Here is a 19,025-nt window from a genome sequence, read left to right as displayed (position 1 = left end):
GAGGTCTTCCCATGATCAACGTGACCAATCGTACCAATATTAACATGCGGTTTTGTTCGTTCAAACTTGCTCTTCGCCATTGCTATTAATCTCTTGTTTTATTCCCTATTTTTGTTAGCACCTAGGGTCAGTCCTGCAAAAATGAGTCTGACCAGACTGTAAACAGCCCAATAACCAAAACTCTTAGAGGCAAAACCCCACCCAATCTATAAATGGAATATCCTCCATCATACCTATTTGCCCAATCATCAACAACCATTTGGAGCGGGTAGCGGGAATCGAACCCGCATATTCAGCTTGGAAGGCTGCTGCTCTACCATTGAGCTATACCCGCATGACCCACTTACTAACTCTCCTTCGATGAATGGTGGAGGGGGTTGGATTCGAACCAACGTAGCATACGCAACGGATTTACAGTCCGCCCCCTTTAACCACTCGGGCACCCCTCCATTACACCGATAAAGTCACGCAATGAGACATCACGACAACCATCTTGAATACCCATTCAATTCAATCTGATTGCGAAGTGGTTATGACGATTACTATTGTATCTGTCAACAGAATAAATACAGTTCTGTACAAATTTCCTGCTCATAATTTTAAATCATAGATTTTTTTCTCTCTATTTTTCTTATTAACACGCTATAAAGAAGCTATGAAAGAAAAAACATCACAAAATTCTCATTATGCTCGTTTGCGTCGCCGATATCGCGATACAAAAGGCTCTCCTTCTCGATCTTTTACACACCCAAAGAAGAAAGCTGCTTCTTTACAGCAAGGGATCATCTATCTTTATGGTATTCATTCTGTTCAGGCTGCTTTAGAAAACCCAAAAAGAATTTTAAAATGTCTTTACGTTACACAAAATGCCTTAAAACGATTAAATATATCCGAATCAGATTATCCTTGCTCTGTTACATTATGCACCCCCAAATATCTTGATTCGCTTGTTGGAAGTGAGGCTGTTCATCAAGGTATTGTTCTGGAAACTCTCCCCCTCAAACCATGCAAACTGTCGGAACTAACCAATACTGATCTGGTCATTGTCATGGATCAAATTACCGATCCACATAATGTTGGCGCTATTATGCGCTCTGCAGTTGCATTGAAAGCTAAAGCACTTATTACAACTTGCCGTCACTCTCCCCACGAAAGCGGTGTTCTTGCGAAAGCGGCATCTGGAGCTCTGGAAATGATTCATTATATTACCGTACGAAACCTCGCTGAAGCTCTTCAAGAACTTCATCAAACAGGTTTTACAAGCTTTGGTCTCGATTCAGAAGGTGACCAACCTCTAGAAACAGCATTAACAGGGAATAAAATTGCTCTTGTTTTAGGAGCAGAAGGTAAAGGTTTACGTAAAAAAACACGCGAAACCGTTTGCGCTTTAACACGCCTTGATATGCCTGGAAATATTAAATCATTAAATGTTTCAAATGCAGCAACAATAGCACTTTATGTGGCACATCAATATCTTAGATCCTAGTTTTTAATTTTTTGTGAAACATCAAAAAAACCAACCAACAAAAAACCCGCAAAAAACCCGCCAATATGAGCTTCCCATGCTATTGAGATGCCATTTTCTTCAAACAAAATAGAAGAAATACCTATGATAAAATCAGTCGCTAGCCATACACTCATATAAACAAGCACCCCCTTAGAACACAGAGCTTTTTTGACAGACAATAAAGGTCCAAAAAGTTTTTCGTTCTGCGCATTGACAGCTAGATTCCCACTAGGAAAACCGTAACGTGCAATAGCACCCATCATTCCAGATACGGCACCTGACGCCCCAATAAGTGATATGGTACTTTCTTGATGAAATGTAAAATAAGTCAAAACAGAAATAACTGCCGTTAACACCCAAAAAATTAAAAAACGTAAAACACCAAAATGCCTTGCTAAAGGAGAGCCAAAAACCAAAAGCCAAACCATATTAAGAGCAACATGTTTAAAACTACTATGCATAAATGAATAACTCACCATGGTATAACAAAATGCTACAGGATCCCTCTTAAACAATGCTGGTATAAATGAAAAAAACTCAAGGCTTTCAACATAAAACTGATGAGAAAAAAAATACTGAGAAATGCAATAAAGACAAAAACAAAATGCTATCAAAACAACTATAATAAATGGAACATTCAATAAGGGTTCTTTAGGTTGTTTCGGCAATCGGGAAACATCATTATGGTGGTGACTAGAAACTTTCATTGTATAAAATCTCGTATTTTTCAGAAAATGGGTTATTCTTTATACAAAAGAAATATACCACTCCCAGTGAGGCAAAATCTTTTTAACGCCTCTTCGAGGCCTCTTTTAAAATTTTCAATAGCTCTACATGAAAACACGTGTATTTTATACAAAAGATTTTAAAAAACATGGATACCAAGAATATGATTTACAAACTTAATGGTATTCTGCTTACTTAAATGTGAAGTTATCATGCAATATACAAGAACTTACAAATAGACAAACTCACTTATGAGTGTGGTATATAATAAAAATATATAAACATTGTTTTCTTACTAGAAATATATTGATCACTGCATTTTTTAACCAAGCTATACTTCGATTGATAAACTTTAAATAATCTTAAATCTCAATTTTTCCATTAATAGAGATTGCATTGCTTCTACTCTTTGAATAAAAAACGACATCTCTATGAGAAAAAATACCAATACAGCGTTCTCTAGATATACTGATTGGTGTTTCATGATGAATTACTTACTTGATAGTCTGTTTCCCTCATAAATGCAAAAGCGTCAGTTCATCTCTTTAACAAATATAAACAAGCCTTTCATTTCAACCTTTTACAGATATAATTCAAGAACTGTCTCTTATGAAACACTGAAAAAATATGTTTATTCTAATGATGCATCTTTGAATTTAAACAGTTCATGACGGAGTTTTTTATTCCTTTCTTAGACAGTCTTATTTACACATCCGTCACTTTTAACGCGCAAGAGAATAGTTTGGATCAATTCAATATAAAAAATTTTAAATGAGGTAATCATAGGAATTTGAACCTCCTATTAAGTTGTAAAATGATAAATAACTATTATAAATCAATGTATTATAAATAGATAATACACTAATCATTGAAGAGGAAGATCTTGAGAATTCTGCTTGCAATCCTTTAACCATACATCATAAATAGGATGCTCAACAGCGTTCAAACCAGGACTATCTGCAAACATCCATCCTGTAAAAATACGCCGTATTTTTTTATCTAATGTCACTTCATTGACTTCAACAAAACCTGTTGTACGCGTGGGTTCATCTTTAGAGCTCGTATAACACGCACGTGGAGTTACCTGTAATGCACCGTACTGATAAATTTTACCAAGAGTAACTTCAAAACGTGTAGTCCGCCCCGTGATTTTGTCAAGACCCGCAAAAACAGCAATTCCATTGCTAATACGCTCAGCCCGCACTCCACTATTTAAGGATAAAAACACTAAAATTCCCATTAAAAAAATATAAAAAAAATGCCTCACCCCTAACAATAAAAAAAATCTCATCATATCAAAATCAATCGCACCTTAAAAAAATAATTCTTTTCATAACATAGAGTCAAATAAGACAAAAATACACACGCACATTAAAACATGTTATTTTTTAGGTGACCACGCATCATAATCTTCATGCACACAAGAACGCTCTCCATTGGAAGTGATAGCCCCCTTTGGTCGATAGTCCTCACTTGTTCCTGTCATATTTGCAACATGAGGCTTTTCCCATTCATAAGGATGATAATCCTCCTGTGTTGGTGGACACTCACAGCGATGATGAATCCAGCCGTGCCAACCTGGTGGAATAGTAGAGGCCTCAGAATAGTCTTTATAGATAACCCAACGGTGCGGATAACCATCCTTATGAAGTCCTCCTTCATAATATATATTTCCAAATTGATCTTCCCCTATCCGCTTACCTTTGCGCCATGTGAAAAAACGCGTACCAATGGTATTGCCATTCCACCATGTGAAGATTTGCTTAAAAAAACGAGCCATCTGCTATTCCATTCATTTAGTGCGCTCATGAAATTAATCGTTGGAATAAAATTATTAACGATTGAAATTATCGAAAAAGTTACTCGTAAATTCAACTACAATTCCAATTGATAGGTTAACGTGCTATCCTTTAATTTCAAGAAGATATCATATGTATGGCTTCTTCTCCACCCCATAAAAATTTAATCTATGCCAAGTTTCATCTTAACCAATTCATTAACAGCTTGGGGATTTGCCTTACCACCTGTTGCTTTCATTACCTGTCCAACAAACCAACCAGCTAAAGCAGGTTTGTGCTTTGCTTGCGCAACTTTATCAGAATTATTAGCAACGATCTCATCAACAGCTCTTTCAATAGCCTTTGTATCCGTTACCTGCTTCATATTTCGCTCTTCTACAATTTGGCGTGCATCACCCCCCTCATTCCAAATAATCTCAAAAAGATCTTTGGCAATTTTTCCAGAAATAACTCCTTCTTTTATGAGATCAATAATACTTCCCAATTGATTTGGCGATACTGGAGACTCTTCAATCTCACGATTATCTTTATTTAAAGCCCCTAAAAGGTCGTTAATCACCCAATTAGCAACTATTTTTCCATCACGCCCACGCGCTACCTCTTCAAAATAATCAGCAATAGCCTTTTCTGTCACAAGAATGGAAGCATCATACACTGTCAATCCCATTTCCTTAATAAAACGTGCTTTTATAGCGTCAGGCAATTCTGGTAAGTCTGCTGCCAAAGCATCCACAAATGCTTGATCAAATTCTAATGGTAAAAGATCAGGGTCAGGAAAATAACGATAGTCATGCGCTTCTTCCTTTGAGCGCATAGAACGCGTTTCACCTTTAGCGGCATCAAAAAGCCGAGTCTCTTGATCTATGACGCCTCCATCTTCTAAAATTGCGATCTGACGACGCGCTTCATACTCAATTGCTTGACCAATAAAGCGAATAGAATTAACATTTTTAATTTCACAGCGCGTTCCAAAATCTTCACCAGGACGACGAACAGATACATTGACATCTGCACGCATAGAACCTTCATCCATATTGCCATCGCAAGTGCCCAAATAACGAACAATCGTACGCAATTTTGTCATATAGGCTTTAGCTTCATCTGATGAGCGCATATCAGGTTTGGAAACAATTTCCATAAGAGCAACACCAGAACGATTAAGATCTACAAAAGACATCGTTGGATGTTGATCGTGCATCGATTTTCCAGCATCCTGTTCAAGATGCAACCTCTCAATTCCCACTTCAATATCCTCAAATTGGCCATTCGAATCTGGACCAACAGATATGATAATCTTTCCCTCTCCCACAATGGGATAGCGAAATTGAGAAATCTGATACCCCTGCGGTAAATCTGGATAAAAATAATTTTTGCGATCAAAAACAGACTTTAAATTAATATGCGCCTTTAATCCTAACCCCGTTCGAACCGCTTGACGAACACATTCTTGATTAAGAACAGGCAACATACCTGGCATGGCTGCATCAATAAGTGATACATGATTGTTCGGCTCTGCACCAAATTTTGTTGATGCTCCTGAAAAAAGTTTTGAATTTGATATGATTTGCGCATGAACTTCCATGCCAATGATGACTTCCCAATCACCTGTAACTCCAGAAATAAAACGCTTAGAATCAGGAGTACGCGTATCAATGATGCTCATTGCCAATCCACTACCAATATTTTAAAATATACTCATGGCTTATCTAAAACCATTCTCTCAGTGTAACCCCAGGATATAAATCTTACAACACAAGCCCGATTCTATCGGGCTTTTTCTGTTTGCATAAATATTAAGCTTTTTTAGGAGCTTTTTTCTTAGCTGATGTTTTCTCTGTAGACGTTTCTTTCACTGCAGATTTTTTCTTTGCCGGCTTTTCTTCAGGGACATCTGATTCGTCATATTCTTTCATTAACTCTTCAACCGTCACTTCTTTATCTGTAACTTTTATCTGTGTTAACAAATGATCAATGACCTTTTCTTCAAAAATTGGAGCACGTAGATTTTCAACAGCTTCCGGAGTCCTACGGAAAAAATCCATAATCTCTTTCTCTTGTCCAGGATACTGGCGAACCTGATCAAAAACGGCTGCTTTTAGCTCATCCTCACTAACTTTAACACCAACCTTCATTCCAATTTCAGAAAGCACCAAACCAAGACGCACACGACGTTGCGCAAGGACACGATATTCCTCCCGTGCCTTTTCTTCTGTAATACCTTCATCTTCAAAACTGCGCCCAGCCTTTTTCAAATCATCATTAACCTGAGCCCATATATTGTTAAACTCAATCTCTAAAAGTTCTTCAGGAATCTCAAAATTATAATCAGCATCTAAAGCATCAAGAATTTGACGCTTAACTTTTTGACGTGTCACTGAACCATACTGGCTTTCAATCTGCCCACGAACGACCTCACGTAAGCGATCTAGAGACTCTAAACCAACCTTTTGCGCTGCTTCATCATCAATTTTTAATTCATCTGGTTTAAAGACAGCTTTGACAGTAATATCAAACTCTGCTTCCCGTCCCGCCAAATGTGCCGCACTGTAATTATCAGGAAATTTAACAAAAATCGTTTTTGCATCCCCAGCTTTCACACCAACCAATTGCTCTTCAAAACCAGGAATAAATTGTTTTGACCCAAGAATCAGTTGTGCATCATTATCTGCCCCACCTTCAAATGGAACGCCTTCAAGCTTACCTTGATAATCTATGGTAATACGATCACCTTCTTCAGAAGCCCCCTCTTTTAGGGAATAATTACGCGTAGAAGAAAGGACGCGATTGATTTGATCATTAATATCCTGTTCAGGAATAATTGCAATTTCACGGATAACCTTAATATGTTCAAAATCTTTAATTTCAATTTTTGGTAAAACTTCATACTTTAAACTAAAAGTAAAATCAGCTTTGCCATCTAGAATTTTTTCATCTTCATCTATATCAATTTTTGGCTGCATCGCTGCACGTTCATTGCGATCTGCTAAAATAGATCGAGGTGCATCACTGAGTATCTCATTGAGAATCTCCGCCATAAAGGATTTACCATACATTTTTCGCAAATGCCCACTAGGCACTTTACCGGGACGAAAACCATTAAGCTTGATTTTTCCCTTGGTATCATCCAATCGTTCATTCAACTTTTCTTCTAAATCTTTCGCTGGAACCACGATCTTAATTTCGCGCTTCAGTCCTTCATTAAGCGTCTCGGTAACCTGCATTAAACACCTTCATTTTCCTAAGGAGAGGGATAAACCCACTCTAATAATCATTACATTCTAACACTTCGAGTGTTACATTTACCATGAAGCGGAATTTCAGACACGTAGAAATCCGTAGCACTTAAGGGATCGCTTTGGTGCGGATGGAGGGACTCGAACCCCCACGGTCTCCCGCCAGAACCTAAATCTGGTGCGTCTACCAATTTCGCCACATCCGCTCAAACTTACAAGCTAATAACCTTATACAAGCGGCGTCTCTATACCATTAATTACGAGAAAAAAGCAAACAAATATATTTAAAAAAACAAAATCTATGCTTTTCATACATAACTGCTTACGCTAAAAGTCAATTATGTTAAAGAGATTTGATATCCCAATTCATATCATCGGTGGCGGCCTTGCGGGGTGTGAAGCCAGCTGGCAAATCGCACAATCAGGAATTCCTGTTGTTTTGCATGAAATGCGACCCGAAAAAAAATCAGATGCCCATAAAACCGATAATTTGGCAGAACTGGTTTGTTCAAATTCATTCCGTTCTGATGATTCATTAACAAATGCCGTAGGGCTTTTACATGCTGAAATGCGATTAGCGAAATCGTTAATTATGAAAGCTGCTGATGCCAACAAAGTTCCCGCAGGTAGTGCCCTTGCTGTTGACCGTGATGGATTTTCAAAAACCGTTACGACAGCACTCGAAAACCACCCTCTTATAACAATCAAACGTGAAGAAGTTCAAGAAATTCCTAAAGCTTGGAAACATGTTGTCATTGCAACAGGCCCCCTTACATCGCCTGCACTTGCTCAAGAATTACAAGCAATAACCGGTATAAAAGCTCTTTCTTTTTTTGATGCGATTGCGCCTATTATACATACCGATAGTATTGATATCAACATTTGTTGGTATCAGTCTCGCTATGATAAAATTGGTCCTGAGGGAACAGGAAAAGATTATCTTAATTGTCCCCTCAGCAAAGAACAATATGAAACATTCGTTGAAGCGTTAAAAAATGCTGAAAAAACAGAGTTTCGTGACTTTGAAAAAACACCCTATTTTGATGGATGCCTCCCCATTGAAATTATGGCTGAGCGCGGACTTGAAACGTTAAGACACGGTCCTATGAAACCTATGGGCTTAACCAATGCCCATAACCCTACAGTTAAACCTTATGCTGTCGTTCAATTACGCCAAGATAATAAACTTGGAACGCTTTATAATATGGTCGGCTTTCAGACAAAACTGAAATATGGTGAACAAATTCGCATTTTTAGAATGATTCCCGGTCTTGAAAAAGCAGAGTTTGCGCGTCTTGGTGGTCTTCACCGCAATACTTACCTCAACTCACCAATTATTCTTGATCAAACCCTTCGTTTAAAACACAAAAAACAACTACGCTTTGCAGGGCAAATTACCGGATGTGAAGGTTATGTAGAATCAGCAGCAATAGGGCTTCTTTCTGGACGTTTTGCTGCTGCCGAATATCATTATATTTCCCCTTGCCTACCCCCGCAAACTACAGCATTTGGAGCTCTTTTGAATCATATTACAGGGGGACACATCATAGATGAAAAAGCAGAAACACAATCTTTTCAGCCAATGAATATCAATTTCGGACTCTTTCCCCCTATTGCTTCTATTAAACATTCAGGAAAACGCTTACCAAGTAAAGAAAAAAAACTAGTGAAAAAACAAGCCATAACAGCGAGAGCTCTCAATGATTGTACTCAGTGGTTAGCAGATAAAGAATCAAAGAGTCTCTGTTTATAAAAAACACACGATTCGCTTCTCATCTACTGATATGACTCTCGTGAAAAAATCATTTTAAAGCCTTTTAATGACTGTCTCCCCCAATCAATAAATACTACCTACGTTTCATCATTTATTCAATTATGTAAGTGCTGTAAAATAACTTTTGGCTATAAAAAACTTTTACCGCTATCAACAATTTAATATGATTTAATGATTAAAAATAAAACAATCATATAAATATAATTATGAATAATCAAAAAAATTAAATAGATGGAAAATACACAAGCAATACTGTATTATCTTCATTAATAATTTTTATCTTACGTAATGTATATTATTTTATAAGAGTAATTTTACTATTTTTTAACTTCCTCCCTCAAAATTTGTGACATTCTCTCATTTTAACTCTTGTGTGATGAAGAAAAAACGCTCGCTTGCATATCACAAGTAAAATAAAGATATGGAAAAAATATTTGTAGATAGAGCAGAATCTATCTCTCCCCTCTTAAATGCCAAAAAAATCATAACATTGAAAGCGAAGTCTGTATATCATAAGGTTCTTTCATTTCAGACCCTCTAATAAATCACTAAAAATTATCTTCTTGGTGCGTCACAAGCAAGGTTAGCGTATAAAAAGAATAAAACTATCCCTTATGCACTCGTCTTAGATATCGAGGGCTAGTAGTAACATTATAGGAACTAGAAAAATGATAGGACTGTGGCACAAACACGCGCTTTTATTAAGCGTAAATAGTGGTATATAATAACTTTTATAGACTTTACAGAGTTTTTTGCCTCATACTATTTACGGATCTTGTTTTAAAATAAACACCGTAAAACTTCAGCGTAATAAAAGTTAACATTACATTTAATAAGCCATGCGAATACTTCATTAATACAGCGCAATATTTTACTGAAAAGGCTAAAAACAATATATTTTAAGCTGACAGTATTTTATACAACACTTAAAATCATTTTCAAGAATACCAGCAATACATGAAAATAAAAAATACTGCAAAGATCTCAAAGTCTTATATGAAAAACGCGCATAATACATGTGTAAAAAAAAACCCGCTTATAAATAAATCGGGTTTTTTTTATGTCGCTTAAATTATTTTTTATTAACTGCTTCTTTAAGGTTTTTTCCTGCAGAAAATTTGGGTACAGAACGTGCTGGAATATCGATTTCAGCACCAGTTGAAGGATTACGCCCCTTTGTTGCAGCACGATGAGAAACTTCAAAAGTGCCAAAACCTGGAAGACGAACATCTCCCCCTGAAGCTAAAGCTTCTGTTACAGAAGCCATAAAAGCATCAACAACAGCACCAGCTTGCGCTTTCGAAACACCTGCCTTTTCAGCAACGGAGCTAACCAATTCACTTTTATTCATAAAATATTTCCTTTCCCTATATTACCTGAACATGACTTAATCATGTTATTGGTCAGTTTATTGAAAAGTACAGCAAACAGAAGTCTTATTTTTATCCAAAACATTGTTTTTTTAGCAATAATCACAGTTATTCACGGAATTTTTCACTTTTTCCAACAAAAAACAAAATAATAACCTCAACAACGCCTTCTGCCACCTAAAAAATGCCGTTATAAATGAGATAAGTGAATCAGTGCGCAATCTGTATTCCTTCACTATCACTGCTCTCTGACCGGATTGGGACAGCCACTGTAGAGGGTTCTTTCCATTCAATAGTATCTGGAAAACGAACCAAAGCGTGTTTCAAAACTTCACTCACATGATTTACCGGAATAATTTCCATATTATTTTTGACATCATCAGGAATATCAACCAAATCTTTTGCGTTTTCTTCAGGAATAAGTACTTTTTTTATCCCTCCTCGAAGAGCTGCTAAGAGTTTTTCTTTTAATCCACCTATTGGTAAAACGCGTCCACGTAAAGTAATTTCACCAGTCATTGCAATATCTTTATGCACAGCTACTCCTGTAAGGACCGACACAATTGCTGTCACCATTGCAATCCCAGCAGAGGGACCATCTTTTGGTGTCGCACCCTCTGGAACATGAACATGGATATCGCGTTTTTCAAAAAGTGGAGGTTCAATACCAAAATCAACAGCACGAGAACGTACATAAGATGCTGCCGCTGAAATGGACTCTTTCATAATATCACGTAAATTTCCAGTTACAGTCATCTTCCCTTTGCCGGGCATCATAACTCCTTCAATGGTCAATAACTCTCCACCGACTTCTGTCCACGCAAGACCTGTTACAACACCAACTTGATTTTCTCCTTCAATCTGATTGTAATGATAACGTTTAACACCCAAGAAATCATGAATATTACTTTCTGTAACTTTTACAGATTTTTGATGTGTTTTGAGAATTTTTGTAACGGATTTGCGGGAAATTTTCATGAGTTCACGTTCAAGGTTACGAACGCCTGCCTCACGTGTATAAAACTGAATAATTGACCTTAGTGCTCCATCAGAAATACTGAGTTCTTTTTTAGACAAACAGTGATCTTTTAGTGCCTTTGGTAAAAGATGCTGTTTAACAATTTCCATTTTCTCACATTCAGTATAACCAGCGATACGAATAATTTCCATACGATCCATTAACGGACCTGGAATATTAAGCGTATTGGCAGTTGTGATAAACATGACATCAGAAAGATCATATTCAACTTCCAAATAGTGATCAATGAATGTACCATTTTGTTCAGGATCAAGAACTTCTAATAAAGCGGATGAAGGATCACCACGAAAATCTTGGCCCATTTTATCAATTTCATCAAGCAAGAAAAGCGGATTAGATTTTTTTGCTTTTTTCATAGACTGGATAATTTTTCCAGGCATCGATCCAATATATGTTCGGCGATGTCCACGAATTTCTGCTTCATCTCGGACACCTCCCAATGAGATACGAACATACTCACGCCCCGTTGCCTTTGCAATAGAGCGCGCTAATGATGTTTTCCCAACACCTGGAGGACCTAACAAACAAATAATGGGGCCTTTTATCTTTGACGCGCGACTTTGTACGGCCAAATATTCAATAATTCGCTCCTTAACTTTTTCAAGACCAAAATGTTCATTATTCATGACCTTTTCAGCAAAATCTAAATTGTTTTTAATCTTAGATTTTTTCCCCCAAGGCATTGCTAATAACCAATCAAGATAGTTACGTACAACTGTCGCTTCTGCAGACATAGGAGACATATTCCGTAATTTTCTCAATTCTGCTCCAGCTTTTTCCTGCGCTTCCTTGGATAGTTTTGTATTCTTGATACGTTCTTCTAATTCAGAGAGTTCATCTCGGCTATCATCACCTGCTCCTAACTCTTTTTGAATAGCCTTCATCTGCTCATTAAGATAATATTCTCGTTGGTTTTTTTCCATTTGCCGTTTAACATGCGAACGAATACGTTTTTCAACCTGCAAAACAGAAATTTCTCCTTCCATGAAGGACAAAACACGTTCAAGACGGGCCCGCACAGGTAAGAGCTCTAATATTTCCTGCTTTTCTGCAAGTTTAATCATCAAATGAGAAGCAATCGTATCGGCAAGCTTAGAAGGATTATCAAGCTGGCCAATCGCATTCACAACTTCAGGAGAGATTTTTTTATTAAGCTTTACATAGTTTTCAAAATAAGCAATCACTGACCTTGAAAGAGCTTCAATCTCAACATCACTCTCTCTAGGTTCTTCTGTAACAGTTGCAAAAGCCTGATGATAACCTTCACTTAAAGCAAATTGACTAATTTTTGCACGTGCAGTTCCTTCAACCAAAACCTTTACAGTACCATCAGGAAGCTTTAAAAGTTGAAGAATATTAGCAAATGTACCAATATGATAAATATCCTCTGATTTTGGATCGTCATCAGAAGCATTTTTTTGTGTCACCAATAGTATTTGCTTATCAACCGCCATCGTTTCTTCAAGAGCACGAATTGATTTTTCGCGGCCCACAAAAAGTGGAACAATCATATGGGGGAAGACAACAATATCACGAAGAGGTAAAACAGCATAAACCCCATCTCTTACTTCATCTGTCTTTTCATCAATATATTGCATAACTCTCCTTTCTGGAGCCTATGAGCTATCTACAACAACCAGCCCACCTTTAGAAAACCTCAGCTCTTCACTGTACATGAAGTGGTAATTACTCATACATAAATCAAGCATTATAATGATATTATTAGAAACACCCATCAAATACCATTCATTACCACCTTTTATATTGTGCATCGCACAATGTCATGCTGATACATTTTCTTTATCTTCTGCACGTTCTGAGTAAATATAAAGAGGACGCGCTTTCCCATCAACGACATCACTCGAAATAACCACTTTTTGAACGCCTTCAAGAGCCGGTAGCTCAAACATCGTCTCAAGAAGGATCTTCTCCATAATTGAACGTAAACCACGAGCACCAGTTTTACGTTCAATTGCTTTCTTTGCAATAACACGTAAAGCATCTTCATGAAATGCTAACTCGACATTCTCCATTTCAAAAAGACGCTGATATTGCTTTACTAATGCATTTTTAGGTTGTGATAAAATTTGCATGAGGGCGTTAACATCTAAATCCTCTAAGGTAGCGACTATAGGAAGGCGTCCAATAAATTCTGGTATTAAACCAAATTTTATAAGATCTTCAGGCTCTAAATCACGAAAAATTTCACCGACACAACGCTCATCAGGAGCCTTAACGGTCGCAGAAAAACCAATAGAAGTTTTTTCACCACGCCCTGAAATAATCCGTTCTAAACCTGCAAAAGCTCCCCCACAAATGAATAAGATGTTTGTGGTGTCAACCTGAAGAAACTCTTGTTGCGGATGCTTACGTCCACCTTGAGGAGGAACAGAAGCAATCGTTCCTTCCATAATTTTTAATAACGCTTGCTGAACTCCTTCCCCCGAAACATCTCTTGTAATAGAAGGATTATCTGCTTTACGAGAAATCTTATCAACCTCATCGATATAAACAATACCACGCTGTGCACGTTCAACATTATAATCTGCTGCTTGAAGGAGCTTAAGAATAATATTTTCAACATCTTCCCCCACATAACCTGCTTCAGTCAAAGTGGTCGCATCCGCCATCGTAAAAGGTACATCAATAATACGTGCTAATGTTTGTGCGAGATAAGTTTTACCGCAGCCCGTTGGACCAACAAGAAGAATATTTGATTTTGCCAACTCAATATCATTGCTTTTAGACTGATGCGCCAACCGTTTATAATGATTATGCACAGCAACAGAAAGAACACGCTTCGCATGCTGCTGACCAATAACATAATCATCAAGAACTGTTATAATTTCCTGTGGCGTGGGAACACCATCACGCACCTTAACCCCAGAAGACTTATTTTCTTCCCGAATAATATCCATGCAAAGCTCTACACATTCATCACAGATAAATACAGTAGGCCCCGCAATGAGCTTACGCACCTCATGCTGACTCTTGCCGCAGAACGAGCAATAGAGAGTATTTTTTGATTCGTTCCCGCTATTGCTAATTTTGCTCATTTTTCTTTCCTTTCACCACGATATATGAACACTTTGCCTTTTCAAAGGAAGCTTTTCATCATGAAAACTAAAAGACATATAGAAAACCATGCATGTCTCAATATTTTTAGGTGTTTCTCTTATTTTGCGATATTTTTTATAAAACTCTTTGATTTAAAGTAGCTGTTTTTTCTATAAAAATTCTTAATCTTTTTCTTCTTTTTCAGTTTCTGCACGATATTGTATAACATCATCAACTAAGCCAAACGCTTTGGCTTCTTCTGCTGTCATAAAATGATCGCGATCGAGAGTTTTCTCTATAACCTCATAATCTTGACCCGTATGTTGGACATAAATTTCATTTAAACGCCGTTTCATCTTTATAATATCTTGCGCATGTCGCTCAATATCTGAAGCTTGACCTTGAAAACCTCCAGATGGTTGATGCACCATAATACGTGCGTTTGGCAATGTAAAACGATGACCTTTTGCTCCAGCTGTTAACAATAAAGACCCCATAGATGCCGCTTGCCCCATGCAAAGCGTAGAAACAGGAGGGCGAATAAACTGCATAGTATCATAAATAGCCATACCAGATGTTACGACACCACCTGGAGAATTAATATAAAGACTAATTTCTTTTTTAGGATTTTCCGCTTCCAAGAAAAGCAATTGTGCACAAACAAGCATTGCCATACCATCTTCAACAGGACCATTAATAAAAATAATCCGCTCCTTTAAAAGACGGGAAAAAATATCATAGGCCCGCTCACCACGATTGGTTTGTTCAATAACCATAGGAACAAGGCTTAATGCTGTTTTCATTGGATCACTCATATTTTTACTTTCCGTTCATATAACAACCGCTCTTTACACATTCAATGTTTTTATCCATATGCTAACATTACTCTCTTGTGCAAGCTACAATCAAGAGATGTATAAGATAGATTAAAATCTCAATAGTTAAAATAGCAATAATAACTCTACCTAAACAAATGATGAACATCAGGAATGCGAGATACCGCCCAATGGTAAAAACTTCCTTCCTGAGGTCTTTTCGTGGTCTTTGTCTTTCTGTGAATATGAAAGCCTATCAAGCGTGAATCTGTAAGCGGCTTTACGCCAAAAGCTGGTTCAAAAATACGTTCAGTTTTTCGCCCAGTCCAATAATAAAAAGTTTCCTTTTCCCTTGCTTCATGAAAAAAACCATATCGTTTTGCTAATCGTGAAATACCATCATTGCCAAATATTGTAACGCCAAGATTTCCCGGTAAAATCGGCATTTTTTTCCTCTTTAACCAGAACGGTCTCCAAACACGACGCTTAAACCCAAGCCAATGAGGAATAATTTCTGTGCCTGCCCAATAATCTTCAAATATTTTTATAACAGGGTTATTGGGCGGAAAATAAAGTGCAGAAACGCCCACTCTTGTATTATTTTCTCTTGCCAACCAAACCTTATCGGCATCTGGATGAAATTGTTTAACAAGGTAAACATCTGTATCTAACCAAACACCTTGTTGATATTTCATCAGCATAACACGAAAAAAATCCGAGAACTGAACAATTGTACACCCTAGTTTATCATCAGAAAAATCGGGATCAAGGCGATAAATTGCTGAGCGTGGTAAAATTGATTCGGCTTCATGCAGCTCAACACCAGCAGGGAGATTATCTATTTTTTTATCATAACTAAAAAGCTTAACGCGCTGTCCAGTTTTAACCATTGAAGACAAACAAAGCCTATCCACCAATCTTAATTGTCCACTATACCAAAAAGTACAAATATCCATAGATAATACATCAAAAATATTCTAAACTTACGCGAAAGAGTTGTTCAACATCACGAACTCTATCAGCAAGAGCAAAAATCACTATTCTATCACCAGACAAAATACGCGTATCTGCCGAAAGCTGTATTATTGTCTTATTGCGATAAATTGCACCAATTCTCAAACCATCTGATAAATTGAGCTCTGATAATGACTTACCAACTAATGAAGATGTTTGCATCACTTCAGCTTCAATAATTTCTGCTCGGCCATTAAAAACTGAATGAACAGAACGAATACGCCCACGGCGCATTTGTTGCAAAATTCTCGATATTGTAACGCTATGGGGATTAAGATATGCATCCACACCAACAGCACGACTAAATTCTTGATAGGCAACATTATTAATCAATACCATATTGGCTTTGCAGCCCAATCTTTTAGCAATAATAGCGCTTAAGAGATTAACCTGATCTTGATTTGTCAATGTAATCATTAAATCGGACTGATCAATTCCCGCATCTTGAAGAATTACTGGATCTAACACATTCCCGTATAAGACTGTCGTTTTTTCAAGCTGATCAGCAATTGTAAGAGCTCTTTCTCTATGCGATTCTATAATCTTCAATTTTAATTTATGGAAACGCTTTTCAATCGCCTGTGCAACATAAAGGCCAATGTGACCACCCCCTGCAATAATCATGCGGTGTGCATCTTGTTCTTTATGACCAAAAAGCCCAACAGCACGACGCATCTGTTCACGAGAAACAACAAGATAGGTTATATCACCAACGCGTAATTGCGTTTCTGAATGTGCAACCAATAATTCCGCGCCACGTTTAATAGCGGTAACCGTCGTATGAAGATCTGGAAAAAGCTCTGTTAATTGACGCAAAGGTGTATTAATAACTGGACAATCTTCCATACATTCCAAGGCTAGCGCAACAATATCATCATTACAAAAATAAAGAACATCTATTGCACCAGGTAAAGCAATACGGCGCAAAACCATTTCCCCAACTTCAACTTCTGGCGAAATAACCACATCAATGGGAATATTCTCTCTGGAAAAAAGCGTCTTATAACGTGGCTCTAAATAAGATTGTGAGCGAATACGAGCAATTTTTGTGGGCACATTAAATAATGAATGTGCTACTTGGCAAGCTACCATATTGACTTCATCAAACAAAGTAACAGCAATCAACATATCAGCTTTGTCTGCATCTGCTGCCAAAAGAACTTCAGGCCGTGAACCGTGACCAACAAAACCTCTCACATCCAATGTATCGCGAATCTTTTCAATTAATCTCGTTTCGATATCAATAACAGTAACATCATGATTTTCAGCAGCAAGACGCTCTGCTATCCCATAACCAACCTGTCCTGCTCCGCAAATAATAACACGCATCGCTTAAGAAACTCCAAGCGCTTTAAGTTTACGGTGCAAAGCTGAACGCTCCATGCCTATAAATTCAGCAGTACGTGATATATTTCCACCCAAACGCCCAATCTGCGCCACTAAATATCTCTTTTCAAACAATTCTCGAGCTTCACGTAACGGCAAATCCATTATACTTTCATCTGAATCCATTTGAAGGCGTGGCAAAGAATCACTTACTTCACTGGGAAGAAAGTCCGCTGTTATAGGACCATCACCATCCCGCACAAGAATAAGAAGACGCTCAATATTATTACGTAATTGCCGCACATTACCCGGCCAAGCGTGCGTTTGCAAAATAGCAATCACATCATCACTGATTGCACGCGGTTTAATCCCAACCTGCTGTGATATTGTTTTTACAAAATGATGTACAAGTTCTGGAATATCTTCACGACGCGCTGAAAGGGGCGGAACAACAATAGGAACAACGGAAAGACGGTGAAAAAGATCCTCCCTAAAGCGCCCATCAGAAATGAGGTTTTCAAGATTTTGCGCTGTCGAAGAAATGATACGGACATCCACCTTAACACGTTTTGTGCCGCCAATTCTCTCAAATGTTTGCCCCGTTAAAACCCGAAGAATCTTCCCTTGAGTCTCACGTGGCATGTCAGCAATTTCATCAAGATATAATATACCGCCATGAGCTTCCTCTAAGGCACCGATTTTACGCTCTCTTCCCTCCATTTCGCTGCCAAACAGCTCTATTTCCATTCTTTCCGGAGTAATCGTTGCAGCATTTATTGTAACAAATGGCCCATTCGAACGCGTTGAGAGCGCATGAATAGTTCGTGCAACAGTCTCTTTTCCTGCCCCTGAAGGACCTGTTATCATGATGCGACTATTGGTTGGTGCTACTTTTTCTATGATTTGACGCAAATTTTTTATAACTGTCGATTTTCCGAGCAACTCTAATGTCTCGTTCGAACGCTTTCGTAATTCTAAAAGCTCACGTTTTAAATTTGAATTTTCAAGTGTTCTCTCTGCAACCAATACAAGTCTATCAGCTTTAAAAGGTTTTTCAATGAAATCATATGCCCCTCGCTTTATAGCGGAAACAGCCGTCTCAATATTACCATGACCAGAGATCATAACGACCGGAAGAGCCGGATATTGTGTTTTAATTTCATCAAGCAGTGCTAAACCATCGAGACGACTACCCTGTAGCCAAATATCCAAAAAAATGAGCTTTGGAATACGCTCACTAATTTGAGCCAATGCTTCATCAGAGTTACAAGCAACGCGCGTTTCATAACCTTCATCCTCTAAAATACCAGCAACAAGCTCACGAATATCTGCTTCATCATCAACAATCAAGATATCTGATACCAT

14 protein-coding genes, 3 tRNA genes and 1 pseudogene are annotated in these 19,025 nt (G+C 37.7%); 2 read left to right on the top strand and 16 right to left on the bottom strand.

Translation table 11 applies throughout. The annotated features are described in order from the left end of the window. From ACFILU_RS04090 to ACFILU_RS04080, 3 genes and pseudogenes are all read right to left on the bottom strand, one after another. Positions 1-80, bottom strand: a pseudogene (locus ACFILU_RS04090) (elongation factor Tu); the annotation flags it as partial. A gap of 180 nt (positions 81-260) precedes the next feature. Further along, positions 261-334 (bottom strand) — tRNA-Gly (locus ACFILU_RS04085). A gap of 31 nt (positions 335-365) precedes the next feature. Then, positions 366-449: transfer RNA gene (locus ACFILU_RS04080), tRNA-Tyr, on the bottom strand. 206 nt (positions 450-655) lie between these two features. On the opposite strand from ACFILU_RS04080, the gene ACFILU_RS04075 reads away from it, so the two are divergent. Further along, positions 656-1,486, top strand: a complete 831-nt coding sequence (locus tag ACFILU_RS04075; RefSeq protein ID WP_273791163.1) for an RNA methyltransferase — start codon at positions 656-658, stop codon at positions 1,484-1,486. Here the strand turns inward: ACFILU_RS04075 and ACFILU_RS04070 are convergent. The 6 genes from ACFILU_RS04070 to ACFILU_RS04045 form a co-directional block, all read right to left on the bottom strand. Next, the gene (locus tag ACFILU_RS04070) at positions 1,483-2,214 is read right to left on the bottom strand and encodes a rhomboid family intramembrane serine protease (RefSeq protein WP_375674857.1); all 732 of its coding nucleotides are present in this window, start codon (positions 2,212-2,214) and stop codon (positions 1,483-1,485) included. The genes ACFILU_RS04075 and ACFILU_RS04070 overlap by 4 nt on opposite strands. 884 nt (positions 2,215-3,098) lie before the next feature. Next, on the bottom strand, positions 3,099-3,524 hold the full coding sequence (locus ACFILU_RS04065; RefSeq protein ID WP_273791166.1) for a DUF2155 domain-containing protein: 426 nt from the start codon (positions 3,522-3,524) through the stop codon (positions 3,099-3,101). A 90-nt stretch (positions 3,525-3,614) separates the two neighbouring features. Further along, positions 3,615-4,013, bottom strand: a complete 399-nt coding sequence (locus tag ACFILU_RS04060) for an NADH:ubiquinone oxidoreductase subunit NDUFA12 (protein ID WP_012755018.1) — start codon at positions 4,011-4,013, stop codon at positions 3,615-3,617. 182 nt (positions 4,014-4,195) lie between these two features. Then, positions 4,196-5,695, bottom strand: a complete 1,500-nt coding sequence (gatB, locus tag ACFILU_RS04055; RefSeq protein WP_273791161.1) for an Asp-tRNA(Asn)/Glu-tRNA(Gln) amidotransferase subunit GatB — start codon at positions 5,693-5,695, stop codon at positions 4,196-4,198. Positions 5,696-5,825: 130 nt separating this feature from the next. After that, complete coding sequence (gene tig, locus ACFILU_RS04050; RefSeq protein ID WP_375674855.1) at positions 5,826-7,253, bottom strand: trigger factor; 1,428 nt, start codon at positions 7,251-7,253, stop codon at positions 5,826-5,828. Positions 7,254-7,388: 135 nt separating this feature from the next. Beyond that, positions 7,389-7,471 (bottom strand) — tRNA-Leu (locus ACFILU_RS04045). 134 nt (positions 7,472-7,605) lie between these two features. Here ACFILU_RS04045 and trmFO point away from each other — a divergent pair. Next, a complete protein-coding gene (gene trmFO, locus ACFILU_RS04040; RefSeq protein ID WP_375674853.1) occupies positions 7,606-9,018 on the top strand; it encodes a methylenetetrahydrofolate--tRNA-(uracil(54)-C(5))-methyltransferase (FADH(2)-oxidizing) TrmFO in 1,413 nt (470 codons plus the stop codon). Positions 9,019-10,111: 1,093 nt separating this feature from the next. On the opposite strand, the gene ACFILU_RS04035 is transcribed toward trmFO, so the two are convergent. The 7 genes from ACFILU_RS04035 to ACFILU_RS04005 form a co-directional block, all read right to left on the bottom strand. After that, a complete protein-coding gene (locus ACFILU_RS04035) occupies positions 10,112-10,390 on the bottom strand; it encodes an HU family DNA-binding protein (protein ID WP_375674851.1) in 279 nt (92 codons plus the stop codon). A gap of 229 nt (positions 10,391-10,619) precedes the next feature. Further along, complete coding sequence (lon, locus tag ACFILU_RS04030) at positions 10,620-13,046, bottom strand: endopeptidase La (RefSeq protein ID WP_375659952.1); 2,427 nt, start codon at positions 13,044-13,046, stop codon at positions 10,620-10,622. A 183-nt stretch (positions 13,047-13,229) separates the two neighbouring features. Next, positions 13,230-14,504, bottom strand: coding sequence for an ATP-dependent Clp protease ATP-binding subunit ClpX (gene clpX / locus ACFILU_RS04025; protein WP_273723371.1), 1,275 nt, complete (start codon positions 14,502-14,504; stop codon positions 13,230-13,232). 183 nt (positions 14,505-14,687) lie between these two features. Next, a complete protein-coding gene (gene clpP / locus ACFILU_RS04020) occupies positions 14,688-15,320 on the bottom strand; it encodes an ATP-dependent Clp endopeptidase proteolytic subunit ClpP (protein WP_273791156.1) in 633 nt (210 codons plus the stop codon). A 146-nt stretch (positions 15,321-15,466) separates the two neighbouring features. Beyond that, positions 15,467-16,276: a hypothetical protein gene (locus ACFILU_RS04015; RefSeq protein ID WP_375643072.1), complete on the bottom strand. Its 810-nt coding sequence runs from the start codon at positions 16,274-16,276 to the stop codon at positions 15,467-15,469. A gap of 10 nt (positions 16,277-16,286) precedes the next feature. Beyond that, complete coding sequence (gene trkA, locus ACFILU_RS04010) at positions 16,287-17,663, bottom strand: Trk system potassium transporter TrkA (RefSeq protein ID WP_273791154.1); 1,377 nt, start codon at positions 17,661-17,663, stop codon at positions 16,287-16,289. Between the two features lie 3 nt (positions 17,664-17,666). Next, positions 17,667-19,025: a sigma-54 dependent transcriptional regulator gene (locus ACFILU_RS04005; RefSeq protein WP_273791153.1), complete on the bottom strand. Its 1,359-nt coding sequence runs from the start codon at positions 19,023-19,025 to the stop codon at positions 17,667-17,669.

Origin of the sequence: Bartonella sp. CL100XZDX, assembly GCF_042195375.1 — a bacterium.
Classification (GTDB): domain Bacteria; phylum Pseudomonadota; class Alphaproteobacteria; order Rhizobiales; family Rhizobiaceae; genus Bartonella.
The sequence above is the reverse complement of the archived record's forward strand: the minus strand, read 5'-3'. Positions and strand labels throughout refer to the sequence as shown.